Source organism: Nonomuraea terrae (genome assembly GCF_044465245.1).
Taxonomy (GTDB): Bacteria; Actinomycetota; Actinomycetes; order Streptosporangiales; family Streptosporangiaceae; genus Nonomuraea; species Nonomuraea terrae.
On record NZ_JBITLL010000004.1, the window covers coordinates 86,618 to 98,080 of the forward strand.

General features: G+C 72.1%; 9 protein-coding genes. 1 reads left to right on the plus strand and 8 read right to left on the minus strand.

Features of this window, described 5'->3' with window-relative positions; all coding sequences use genetic code 11:
* The 3 genes from ACIBP6_RS18505 to ACIBP6_RS18515 form a co-directional block, all read right to left on the minus strand.
* Window positions 1-1,065 (minus strand): LLM class flavin-dependent oxidoreductase, encoded by a 1,065-nt coding sequence (locus ACIBP6_RS18505; protein WP_397053587.1) that lies wholly within the window; start codon window positions 1,063-1,065, stop codon window positions 1-3.
* Window positions 1,066-1,203: 138 nt separating this feature from the next.
* Window positions 1,204-1,767 carry an NADPH-dependent FMN reductase gene (locus tag ACIBP6_RS18510; protein WP_397053589.1) on the minus strand — a complete coding sequence of 188 codons (564 nt, stop codon included), beginning with the start codon at window positions 1,765-1,767 and terminating at the stop codon, window positions 1,204-1,206.
* Between the two features lie 511 nt (window positions 1,768-2,278).
* Window positions 2,279-2,701: a winged helix-turn-helix transcriptional regulator gene (locus ACIBP6_RS18515; RefSeq protein WP_132616410.1), complete on the minus strand. Its 423-nt coding sequence runs from the start codon at window positions 2,699-2,701 to the stop codon at window positions 2,279-2,281.
* Between the two features lie 185 nt (window positions 2,702-2,886).
* Between ACIBP6_RS18515 and ACIBP6_RS18520 the strand changes: the two genes are divergently transcribed.
* The gene (locus ACIBP6_RS18520) at window positions 2,887-3,999 is read left to right on the plus strand and encodes a serine/threonine-protein kinase (protein ID WP_397053591.1); all 1,113 of its coding nucleotides are present in this window, start codon (window positions 2,887-2,889) and stop codon (window positions 3,997-3,999) included.
* A 242-nt stretch (window positions 4,000-4,241) separates the two neighbouring features.
* Here the strand turns inward: ACIBP6_RS18520 and ACIBP6_RS18525 are convergent, their stop codons facing one another.
* The 5 genes from ACIBP6_RS18525 to ACIBP6_RS18545 form a co-directional block, all read right to left on the minus strand.
* Window positions 4,242-5,114, minus strand: a complete 873-nt coding sequence (locus ACIBP6_RS18525; protein ID WP_397053593.1) for an aldo/keto reductase — start codon at window positions 5,112-5,114, stop codon at window positions 4,242-4,244.
* A 409-nt stretch (window positions 5,115-5,523) separates the two neighbouring features.
* Window positions 5,524-5,985 (minus strand): winged helix-turn-helix transcriptional regulator, encoded by a 462-nt coding sequence (locus ACIBP6_RS18530; RefSeq protein WP_397053595.1) that lies wholly within the window; start codon window positions 5,983-5,985, stop codon window positions 5,524-5,526.
* A 429-nt stretch (window positions 5,986-6,414) separates the two neighbouring features.
* The gene (locus tag ACIBP6_RS18535) at window positions 6,415-8,403 is read right to left on the minus strand and encodes a proline-rich domain-containing protein (protein ID WP_397053597.1); all 1,989 of its coding nucleotides are present in this window, start codon (window positions 8,401-8,403) and stop codon (window positions 6,415-6,417) included.
* Window positions 8,404-8,474: 71 nt separating this feature from the next.
* On the minus strand, window positions 8,475-9,932 hold the full coding sequence (locus ACIBP6_RS18540) for a serine/threonine-protein kinase (protein ID WP_397053598.1): 1,458 nt from the start codon (window positions 9,930-9,932) through the stop codon (window positions 8,475-8,477).
* A complete protein-coding gene (locus ACIBP6_RS18545; protein WP_397053599.1) occupies window positions 9,922-11,421 on the minus strand; it encodes a serine/threonine-protein kinase in 1,500 nt (499 codons plus the stop codon). The genes ACIBP6_RS18540 and ACIBP6_RS18545 overlap by 11 nt, the downstream gene beginning before the upstream one ends.
* Window positions 11,422-11,463 lie beyond the last annotated feature (42 nt).

Consider the following 11,463-nt stretch of genomic DNA (forward strand, 5'->3'; position numbering starts at 1 on the left):
TCAGGAGCCGACCGTGTCCGAGGCGAGCAGCTCGCGTACGCGCGGGGCGACCTCGCGGCCGAGCAGTTCGATCGTGCGGGCACGGGCGTCGCGAGGAAGGTGCATGATGTCGTACTTGAGATCGAAGCGGCTCAGGTGGAGGTCGCGGGCCATCCGGACGATCTTCCGGGCGACCGTCTCGGGCGATCCCACGAGGAGCGCGCCGTGCTCGAGCTCGGCTTCGTACCGCTCCCGGCTTGGCGCGTAGAAGCCGCGCTCGGCCGCCAGCGCCGCGACGACGGGCTGCCAGTACGACCACCAGGTCTCGACGGCCTCCTCGTCGGTGTCCGCGACGAGGCCGAGCGAGTGCTGGCCGATCGGCAACTCGGCATGGCCGAAGCGCTCGAGCGCCTTGAGGTACAGCGCGACGTTCCTCGCGAAGCGCCCAGGCCGTCCGCCGATGACGGCCATCATGAGGGGCAGGCCGTGGCGGGCGGCGCGCAGCACGGAGTCGGGGCTGCCGCCCACGCCGATCCAGGTGGGGATGCCTCCCGGCCGCATACGGGGGTGCAGCCGCTGCCCGGTGAGAGGCGGTCTCACCGTCCCCGACCAGGTCACCTGCTCCTCGCGTTCGAGCCGCAGGAAGAGGTCGAGCTTCTCCTCGAACAGCCGCTCGTAGTCCGCCAGGTCGTAGCCGAACAGCGAGAACGACTCCGTCGCGGAGGCACGGCCGAGCACGATCTGGGCGCGGCCGCCGGACACCGCGTCGAGGGTGGAGAACTCGTGGTACAGCCGGACCGGGTCGTTCGTGCTCAGCACGGTCACCGACGTGCCGAGCCTGATGCGCCGCGTGGCGGTGGCGATCGCGGCGAGGAGCACCGGGGTGGCGGAGTCGTTGTGCCCGTCCCGGTAGTGCTCGCCGACGCTGAAGACGTCCAGCCCCACCGCCTCGGCGAGCCGGGCCTCCGCCACGAGCAGGCGCACGGTCTCGGCGTCGCTGAGCACGCGCCCGCCGTCCGTCGCGACCTCTCCGAACGAGTTGAGCCCCAGCTCGAATGGTGGGCGTTCAGTCCTGGCGACGCTCATGGTTCCTCCTGCTCTGTGGCGTTCCGAAGGGATCGGCACCGACGCCGACATGGGCGGCGCGGTACACCCGGTCTCCGCGGGCGGGTGGTCGCCGTGCCGGCCGGGGCGTGTGCGGGAAGACCCCGGCCGGCACGGGGTTCAGGCGGCCTGGCGGAGCGGAGCCAGGGCTCGGCTCCAGGCGACCACCTCATCGAGCATGGTGGCGAGGGCGGCCACCTGGTGCTCGCCGGCCGCGAGCTTGCTGAAGTCCTGGAAGTCGGTGAACAGCGACAGGGCCACGTTGGTGCGCACGGCGGCGAGCTTGAGCTCGCCGCCGATCAGCCGCAGATGCTCCGCCGCCCGGGCACCGCCGACGCTCCCGTAGGACACGATGCCGAACGCCTTGTGGTTCCACTCGGCGAACAGGTAGTCAATGGCGTTCTTCAGCACACCCGAGGTGGAGTGGTTGTACTCGGGCGTCACCATGACAAAGCCGTCGTAGGAGCCGATCTTGGCGGACCACGCCTTGGTGTGCTCGTTCTGGTACTGGCCGTAGGCCGGCGGCATGGGCTCGTCCAGGTGCGGGAGCGGGTAGTCCAGCAGGTCCACGAGCTCGAAGGCGGCGTCCGTGCGCCGGGAGGCGTGCTCCAGCACCCAGTGCGCCACCTGTTCGCCGCTGCGACCGGGGCGGGTGCTGCCGAGGATGATGCCGATGCGGGTCATCGGGGTCCTTTCACAGGGATGTGTTCATGGTGGTGAAGAGGGGTGAGACGGCAGGCGACCCGTGATGTGGGGTCGCCAAGGAAGCCCTGGGGCGGTCCAGGGCGAGGACGTGGAGCATCACGCGGCGAGCTGCGCGGGCACGACGCCGCCACCGTGGGACGGCGGCGGCCGGCTCGCGCGTCCGCGGCGAGCGCCTGAAGTCGCCGGTTCCGGGAGAGGCCCGATCGCCCCGGGTGTTCGGGGCGGTTCCAGCGGGACCTCGCCGGGTTCCTGATCCGCCGTGAGGGCACGGCCGGCCGGAACTTCGGGTCACCTGCCCGGTCGGCAGGTCATCGCTGAACCGTCGATCGGCTCAGGGGGCGGGCGAAAGCATGGCGATCATCTCCCGTACGTGCGCCGACGGTCCGAGCAGGGCTCGCCGTCGACCTCAGTGGCTTCCGAGTACTGAGTACACGCCGCTGATCGGTAACTTCAACTGAACCGTGGTCACATGCGGTATACCGGCCAGGGCTCAGTCGAGATCGTCGGTGTCGTGACCGGCCGCCTTGTCGAAGGCCCGGCGGTTGGCGCGGATCGTGTCCTGGTTGTCGGCCGTCCACCGGGCGAGCGCCAGGACGGGCTCGGACAGGGTGCGTCCGAACGGGGTGACCTCGTACTCGACCCGGGGCGGGATCTCCGGATAGACCACCCGCTTGACGAACCCGTCACGCTCCAGGCCGCGCAGCGTCAGCGTCAGCATGCGGCGGGAGATGCCGGGCGCCGTCCGCAGCAGCTCGGTGAAGCGCATCGGCACCTCGCCGAGCAAACCGATGAGGATCAGGCTCCACTTGTCACCGACCCGGTCCAGAACGGACCGGAGAACATCCGGGTCGTGCTCAAGGCACGTCCTGTCCAACGAACGCAGCACCCTGTCCGCCTCGGCCTGGTGCGACATGGGGCCCCCGCTTCCTCCGTCACCTGAAGGTGACCAGGTCACGTTGCTGTTACCGGTTATCGAAGAGTACATCAGTGACCAAAAGTAACTCCCGGAGGAGCCCCGCCATGACCGCGCCCGACACCCAGGCCGGGGGCATCCGCCGGGACCGTGCAGCACGGCACGATCAGGAGAGGTGACGTCCCATGCAGGATCTTCCTGTGCCGGGCCCCGGAGACCCGGCACACGTCGGCGGCTACCACGTGGTGAGACAGCTGGGCCACGGTGGCCAGGGCGCGGTCTTCCTCGGCGAGTCGCCCGGTGGGCGGCAGGTGGCGATCAAGATGCTGCACCCGTGCTTCGCGGCCGACTCCCCCGCCGGGGAACGGTTCCGCCGCGAGGCGGAGATCGCCCAGCGGTTGGCCGCCTTCTCCACGGCCCGCGTGCTGGAGACCGGCTTCACCGGGATGCGTCCGTACATCATCAGCGAATACGTCCCGGGACCGTCGTTGGAGGCCCTGGTCAAGGAGGCCGGGCCGCGGAGCGGCAGCGGGCTGGAGCGGCTGGCGGTCACCACGCTGACCGCTCTGACCTCGATCCACGCGGCCGGGATCGTGCACCACGACGTCAAGCCGAGCAACGTGATCATGGGCCCGGAGGGGCCCGTGATGATCGACTTCGGGATCGCGTTGGCGCTGGACGCGGCCACCGGCTCCGCCGAGCCGGCGGGCACGCCGGCGTACATGGCACCGGAGCAGCTCGACGACCAGCCGCTCACCCCCGCCTCCGACATGTTCTCGTGGGCGGGCACGATGGTCTTCGCGGCGACCGGCCGACCGGCCTTCGCGGGCGGTACCGTGCCGGCGACGCTCAACGCCGTCCTGCACGCCGAGCCCGACCTGTCCGGCCTGCCCGACGCGCTGCGCCGGCTGGTGGCGGCCTGCCTGGCCAAGAATCCGGCGGTCCGTCCAGCGGCCGTGGACGTGCTGTGCGATCTCGTCGGCGGGGACCACCGGCCGTCATCCGCCGTCAGCGCCGCGGCGCCCGCGCGCGATGCCCAGCCTGCCGGCCGGCACCGGCATCACGCCACCGCGCCCGCCCGCGAGGCTGGGCGGGGCCGGGCGATGGGCAGGCATGCGGCACCGCCGGCTTTCGCGACCACGGCGCTCACCTCTCCCACGTCCTGGAGGGCCGATCGCCGGCGTCGGGTTCGTGGCCGCCGGCGCGGCTGTGGCCGCGACGGCCGGCACGCTGCTGTTCCCATCAGTGTTCGGCAGCCCGGCGGGATCGCTGGACGCGTGGTTCCGCCACGCCGCTGACCTGCGTGACCGGCGGTCCTGCCACGCATCCGCGTCGGCGGCCCCCGGCGGCCCATGACGGTGCCTCGGCCGGCTGCGCCGAGTAGACCGGCGGCCCGGGTGACCTGGCGCCGTGGGCTCCATGAGGCCATGGGGTGCAATGCCCGCTCTTTCGGCCCCTTGGAAGGAATCCGATCTCAGAGCTGTCGCCCGCCCGGTGAACGACCGGTGCCCGTCAGGCGCCCTCACCGGGGGATCGCCGGTCAGCTTGGCGACGTGACGGCCGCGCTCAACGCGGTGATGTCGTCATCGGTCAGCTGCAGGCCTGCGGCGGCCACGTTCTGCTCCAGATGCTCGACCGACGAGGTGCCGGGAATGGGCAACATGACCGGTGAGCGGTGGAGCAGCCACGCGAGCGCGAGTTGTGACGGCGTGGCCGACAGCCGGGAGGCGATGGCTTCGAGCGGTCCACCGGACTTCACCAGGCCGCCGGTGGCCAGCGGAAACCACGGGATGAAGGCGATGTGGTGGCGTTCGCAGTGGTCGAGCACGTTCTCGGCCGTGCGGTCGGCCAGGTTGTACAGGTTCTGCACGGAAGCGATCGGCGCGATGGCGCGGGCCTGCTCGATCTGGTCGACGCTCACCTCCGACAGGCCGATGTGCGCGATCTTCCCTTCGTCCTTCAGCGCTTTGAGCTCGCCGACCTGGTCTTCGAGGGGCACTTCCGGATCGACGCGGTGCAACTGGAGCAGCGCGATCCGGTCGACTCCGAGGATGCGCAGGCTCATCTCGCACTGCTGGCGCAGGTAGGCCGGCCTGCCGAGCGGTGTCCACCTGTCGGGGCCCTGCCGGGTGAACCCCGCCTTGGTGGCGATGACGATGTCCTCGTCGTACGGGGCGAGAGCACGCCGTAGCAGCGGCTCGGCGACCAACGGGCCGTAGGAGTCGGCGGTGTCGAAGAGAGTCACACCGAGTTCCGCCGCCCGGCGCAGCACCCGCACAGCCCCGTCCGGATCGGCGGGCGGCCCCCACACGCCGGGGCCGGTCAGCTGCATGGTTCCGTAGCCGAGGCGGTTGACGGGGAGAGCATCGTCGATGACGAATCGGCCGGACGCGTCGGCCCTCACAGAAGTCATCACGGATTCCTTTCTCTGCTTGCCGGGCAAGGCCGGGCGTGCGGGTGACGGAGGACCGGGGTCCACCGGCCGGGGTGTCGCCGCGGCCGACCAGGGCCCGCGTCACCGGCGTATCCGGCCGGCCGGCGCGACCCCGCCGCACACGTCGGCGCCGGCGCGGGTGACCGGGCACGACCGCGCCTGCCCGATTGCCCTGCGCCCTACCTCAACATCCGGCAAAGCCGTGCCGCCGAGCACGCCGGGCGATCAGCGACCCGGACAGGGCGGCCCTGGCACGAGCTCCTCGGCCCATGGCCGGATTGCCCGTCCCGCTTGAGCGCGTCGGCGAGCCCTTGCCGGGTGACGGTCGGGGGCCAGGGTCAGCGGCACCACGACCGCCCCGTGCAGCTCGCCGGGGAACGCACCGGCCTCAGGGCAGAACGTCGAGAAGGACGTCCGCACCGGACACCTCACGGCCGGCGCTGTCGACGAACGCGACCCGCACCGGCTCGCCGGTGGAGCGCGCCCTGCGCAGGGTGGAGGGCCCGGCCGGTCGGGCGCGGTGGACGTCGCCCCACTGCTGCAAGGCACCCAGAACCAGCTGCAAGTCCGCGCCGGCCTTGGTGAGGTGGTAGCTCTCCCGTTGCCTGCTGCCGGGCTCCCTGTAGCTGAGGGTCCGCAGCACGCCGGCATCGACAAGGGTCTTCAGCCGAGCGCTCAAGAGATTGGGAGCGACGCCCAGGGCATCCCTGATCTCCGCGAACTTGTGCCTCCCCCGGAAGATCTCGCGCAGGATCAGGAACGTCCATCGCTCCCCCAGGACCTGCAGGCTCCGTTCGATCGAGCAGGCCGGCTCGTCCGCCGGGGATGAGCCCTTCCGATGGACGGCCATCGTGCCCCCTTCAACCGATGAATATTGTTAATGTACTCAGACGTCCGGCGCGAGCACACCGCCGCCTCTGCGACGGCGCTGACGGCCGGCTCCGCATCAGAACCCGTAGCACTCCGGCGGCCTGGAAGGGCCCAGCACCCACCTGCCAGGGCGCACGTCCCGCTGGCGATGGCGCCGCACCGCCGGGGCGGCCACGAGGTCTTCGGGCATGTCCCAGCAGGACATGCCGGGCGCCTTTCGGCTTTGCCTCGACGAGGTACGCGAGGTCACCATGCCGCGGCCACCGCCCGTCCCGAACACCGCGATCGCCCGCACCGCTTCGGGGCCCGTCGTGACCGTAGCCGGCGCTGCCCCTGCCGGCCGGCCTGTTGGTCGCCGTGGTGGCGTCGAAACCGCTGTCGCGGGGGTCCGCGTCGACGGCCTGTGCGTTCAGCTGCCGGTCGGTTGCGCGTTCAGCACTCTCTGGTACGCCGACGCCAGGCTGTGCGCCCCCGCCAACGCCTCCTTCTCGGTCATGAGCTCGACCTTGGGCGAGTCGGTCGCCTCCCCCTCGGGCCGCTGGTGGCCGCTGTAGTCGATCTGGACGACCACCGCGCCCTTGCGCATGACCACGCTGCCGCTGGAGGCGGAGACCTCTCCCTGCCTGATCTGCGTGAACTGCCGGTACGCCTGGTCGCCCAGCCCGTCGACCTCGGTCAGCTTGCCCCAGACGACGCGGCCGATCGAGGACTCGGCGGTGGTCTTGGCACTGCCGAACTGACTGGTGTAGAACGCCTTGGCCGCGGGCTCGTCGATCGCGCCCGCCCGGTTGGTGAACCGGTGCACGGTGATCAGCGCGCTGCGGATCTTCGTGATGCCGGGGCCGCCGGAAAGCTCCCGGTTGAGCCAGCGGCACTCGGTCTGGTTGTCGTTCCCTACGGCGGTGCCGCGCGCCCGGGTGGTGGCCTTTGGCACGAGCCGGATGGCCGTCTCCGACATGGCCGCGCATTCGGCGGGGAACGACGCCAGCACGGTCGGCGACGGCGTCGCCCGCGGGGTCGGCGAGGTGGTCGCGCTGGGCGTGGCCTCCGGCTTGGCCAGCACGTTCGGGTTGCGCGCCTGCCAGTCGGCCGCACCCTTGGCGAAGTGCTTCACCAGGCCGCTCACCTCGCGGATCGCGTTGGCCTCGGTGATCGCCTGGGTGGTCTCGTTGGACAGGATCTCGGCGTCCTTGCGCTGCTGTCCCGCCTGGAACTTGACCTCCATCGTCATGTCGCCCACCCGCGCGTACGCCGTGCCGAAGGCGTACCAGAGCATGTCGTCGCGGCGCCAGGTGTACTGGGCGAACGCGCCGTCGCCGACGCCCGGGATCTCCTTGACCTGGGAGATCTGCTCCTTCTCGTCGGGGTCGAGCGACGGCTTGGCGGTCGCGCCGTACCGGGCGCCGCCGTAGTCGATCTCGTACGAGTTCTGCGCCATCGCCCGGCCGGTCTTGGCCCCGTCGCCCTTGTGCTGCGCGATCTTGACGTCGATCTCCCTGTCACGCCAGTACTCGCCGAACGAGATGCGGCGGTTCAGCCAGTTGCAGGAGAAGTCGACCGTGTTCTCGTTCTCGCGGGACGACCTCGATACGGTCGCGTCGGGCACCAGGCGGTCGGCCTCGTCCTTCGGCAGCATGGCGCACACGTCGGGCCCCGCCGCCGCGGTCGCCGCCGGCCGTGCGGGCGCGGGATCGCCGTCGGCGGCCGGGGGCGAGTCGGAGGGGGCGTCGCCGCCGGACAGGAGATAAGCCCCCACGCCGGCGGCGGCGATCAGCACGACGAACAGCGCGGCCAGCGAAGGCAGCAGCCAGGTGGGCCGAGCCTTGGGGGCGTCCGTCTGCTCGCCCATGGACATGCGCAGCGTCGACGGCGGGTTCGGCGGCGCGTGGTGCTGGACGGGCGGCTGCCCGTACTGCGGCCCCTGGGGCGGGGGCGGCATGCCGGGCCCAACCCCTGGCGGCCCGCCCGGCGGCCTACCTGGCGGCCCGCCCGGCGGCCTACCTGGCGGCCCGCCCGGCGGCATGCCGGGAGGCCCGCCCGGCGGCATGTTCTGCGGCCACCCAGGGGGCGCGTTCTGCGGCCCGCTGGGCGGCACGTTCCGCGGCCCGCCCATAGGCATGCTCCACGGCCCGTGCGGCGGCATGCCCTGCGGCCCGCTCGGCGGCAGGTTATGGGGCCCGCCGGGCGGCATCTGCTGCGGCCCGCTCGGCGGCATGTTGTGGGGCATCTGCGGCGGCCCGTCAGGGGGCGTGTTCCCGGGGACGTTCGGCGGCGTTCTCGGCGGAGTGTTCTGCGGTACGTCCGGCGGCACGCGGGGCGGCATGTTCGGCGGCCCGAACGGCGCGCCCGGCCCCTGCGGAGGCGTGGTGGGCTGCTCGTACTCGCTACCGGGGTTCACGGGGACTCCTGAGGTTGCCGTGACGTCGGGGGGACATGCTAGTCAGAACCCTTGCAAAGTGCCTACAACGGTCATTTCGCCAGAGCCGCGAAGACCAGGCGCGCGGCGGCGATGGCCGTTTCCTCGTCCCCTTCGGCCTTGACGGGCACGTCCTCACGATGCCAGATCACTTCGCCCAGCAGATTACTCGTTCGGAAAAGCAGCGTGCTGTCTGCTTTGCCGGAATCAGCGGACGTCATATAGAACACGAAGCTGTTCTGCACGACCGCCGCGTCCCCGATGCCGGACACGTCCCGGAGAGCCCCGTACATCTGGCGCATCGCCGTGCCCTCGGCGGCGGAGCGCGTGCTGTGCTCGCTGGCGAAGCGGCGTTCGGCCACCTGGGGGCCGGCCAGCTCGCTCGTGGGACGCTCGGCCCAGACCCGCACGATGACGCGGTTGTCCTGCCCCGTGCGGCGGGAGACGGTCCACTGGCACTCGCCCGTGCGGGTGGCGGACCGCCGCGGGGTGCCGTCCGTGAGCTCCGCGACCTGGGCGTCGGTCAGCAGCCGGCACGGGTCGGGCGCGGTGGCGTAGCGGCCGGGCTCCTTCGTCCGCTCGCCCAGGGCGCCGGTGGCGTACCAGCCGCCCGCGCCCAGCGCCACGACGGCGGCGAGCACCGCCGGCGGCAGCCACCGGCGCCGGGCAGGGGTCCGCCGGGGGCGGGGCGCGGTGGCGGGGTCGGTCTGCCGGGTGAGCACCTGCCGGATCTGGGCCGCGGTGGGCCGGGTGGCCGGGTCCTTGGCGAGCATGGCCATCAGCAGGCCGCCCAGCTCGCGCCCCGCCCGCGACGGGAACGGCGGCTCGTGCAGCAGCACCGCCGCCGCCACCGCGGCGGGCAGCGCCCGCTCGAACGGCGCCTGCCCCTCCACCGCCGTGTAGAGGCTGGCGCCGAGCGACCACAGGTCGGCTGACGGGCCGGAGAGCTGCTCGTTGAGCCGCTCGGGCGCCATGTAGCCGGGCGAGCCGGCGCTGCCGTACCGGTCGCCCCGCCCGTTCATGGACGCGGCGATGCCGAAGTCGGTGAGCATGGCGGAGCCGTCGGCGTCGAGCAGGATGTTGCCCGGCTTGACGTCCTGGTGCAGGATGCCGTGCGCGTGGGCCACCTCCAGCGCCGACAGCACGCGTAACCCGATCGCGGCCACGAACGCGGGCGGGAGCGGCCCCTGATCCTTGATCACCTTGTCGAGGGAGCGCCCCGTGACGAGGTCCATGATGATCCACGGCTGGCCGCCCTCGAGGACGACGTCGTGCACGAGCACGATGCCCGGGTCACGCAGCCGCCCGGCCGACCTGGCCTCGTGGATGGCCCGGTCGGCGAACTCGGCGTGCTCGCGCGGGCTCATCTCCTCCGGCACGCGCACCTGCTTGACGGCGACCTGGCGGTCGAGGATCTCGTCGATGGCCCGCCACACCGTGCCGGCGCCGCCCTGGCCGAGCCGCTCGATCAGGCGGTAGCGGCCGGCCAGCAGATAGAGCTCACCCTGCATCGCGCAACGCCTGCTCGCTCGCCCGCGCGGCCCTCAGCGCCGCCTGCTTGACGTCCTCGTCGGTGGGCCGCTCGGCGAGCGTGGTGTACTCGATGTTCACCACGAGGTTGGCCACCCGGTAGAAGATGTGGGCGGAGTGCACCCGGCCCGTGGACCCCGTCAGCTCGTACGCGAACGCCTCCTCGCCGAGACCCTTGATGTCGCGCATCGGCGTGCGCTTGGCCTTCTGGCTCTTGGTCACGCCGATCTCGGGCCACGTCCAGTCGAGGTCGTCGTAGCGGCTCCAGTAGCGCTTCTGGTTCTCGAAGAGCGTGTGGGCCGTGACGGGGGTCATCGACCACGGGTCGACGGTGTCGGAGTCCTTCTGCACCTGCACGCCGATGCCGGTCTGGGGCATCGCCCACTCGCACGTGGGGCCCACCTCGTCGGAGCCGGGCTTCGCCTTGGGCGGGCTCTGCGTCTTCAAGATCCCGCGCACCTCCTCGGAGCTGATCAGCGTGCAGACGTCCATGGGCACCGTATAGGCCTCCGGCGTCCCGCCGCTCTCGCGCAGCAGGAGGAAGCCCCCCGCGGCCACCACCACGGCCGCCGCCGTCGCCACCGCGACCCAGAGCACGGTACGGCCGCGCCGCCGGACGCGGCGCGGGGCGGTGGGGGCCTGGCTGTCCGGCAACGGCGGCAGCGGCCCGCCGGCGGCCACCTGCCGGAGCGCGTCGACGACCACGCGCGCCTCGGGACGGGCCGCCGGGTGGGGCGCCATCATGGCGGCGACCAGCGGACCGAGCGGCCCCGGCACGACCGGCACCGGCTGCGTCAGCGTGGCGCGCACCCGGTCGGCCGCCGAGCCCTCGAAGGCCGGGCGGCCGGCCAGCGCGACGTACAGCGTGGCGCCGAGCGACCACAGGTCGCCGGCCGGGCCGCCGGGCTGGCCCTCGAGCCGCTCGGGCGCGATGAACCCGGGCGACCCGATCATCATGCCCTGCTCGGTGATGGTGGCCTGGCCCTCCTGCCGCGCGATGCCGAAGTCGGTGAGGACGACCCGGCCGCTCTCGGTCAGGAACACGTTGGCCGGCTTGACGTCGCGGTGCTGCATGCCCTGCCGGTGAGCCTCGGTCAGCGCTTCCAGCACGTCGGCGCCGACCTTCGCGGCGTACGCGGGCGGCATGGGGCCGAACTCCCGCACGGTGTCGGCGAGCGTACGGCCCCGCAGCAGCTCCATGACCAGCCACGGGCGGTCCTGCTCGACGACGACGTCGTGCAGCGCCACGATGCCGGGGTGGCGCAGCCGCGCGGTGGCCTGGGCCTCGCGCACGGCCCTGGTCACCGAGTCGGCCCGTTCCTTGGGCGCCATGCCCTCGGGCAGCGTGAGCTCCTTGACCGCGACGTCGCGATCGAGCATCTCGTCCCGTGCCAGCCACACCTTTCCCATGCCGCCCGCCCCGAGGGGGCGAATCAGGGAATAGCGGCCGGCCAGTCTTCCCGCCGACATAAAGGGAAGGGTAACTAAGGATCAAGAGGGGTGGTTACTCGT

Excerpts from the sequence above, each read along its gene's own strand:
- ACIBP6_RS18545 (WP_397053599.1), bottom strand. The coding sequence starts at position 11,421 with ATGTCGGCGGGAAGACTGGCCGGCCGCTATTCCCTGATTCGCCCCCTC.
- ACIBP6_RS18530 (WP_397053595.1), bottom strand. The coding sequence starts at position 5,985 with ATGGCCGTCCATCGGAAGGGCTCATCCCCGGCGGACGAGCCGGCCTGC.
- ACIBP6_RS18510 (WP_397053589.1), bottom strand. The coding sequence starts at position 1,767 with ATGACCCGCATCGGCATCATCCTCGGCAGCACCCGCCCCGGTCGCAGC.
- ACIBP6_RS18540 (WP_397053598.1), bottom strand. The coding sequence starts at position 9,932 with ATGCAGGGTGAGCTCTATCTGCTGGCCGGCCGCTACCGCCTGATCGAG.
- ACIBP6_RS18515 (WP_132616410.1), bottom strand. The coding sequence starts at position 2,701 with ATGTCGCACCAGGCCGAGGCGGACAGGGTGCTGCGTTCGTTGGACAGG.
- ACIBP6_RS18520 (WP_397053591.1), top strand. The coding sequence starts at position 2,887 with ATGCAGGATCTTCCTGTGCCGGGCCCCGGAGACCCGGCACACGTCGGC.
- ACIBP6_RS18505 (WP_397053587.1), bottom strand. The coding sequence starts at position 1,065 with ATGAGCGTCGCCAGGACTGAACGCCCACCATTCGAGCTGGGGCTCAAC.
- ACIBP6_RS18525 (WP_397053593.1), bottom strand. The coding sequence starts at position 5,114 with ATGACTTCTGTGAGGGCCGACGCGTCCGGCCGATTCGTCATCGACGAT.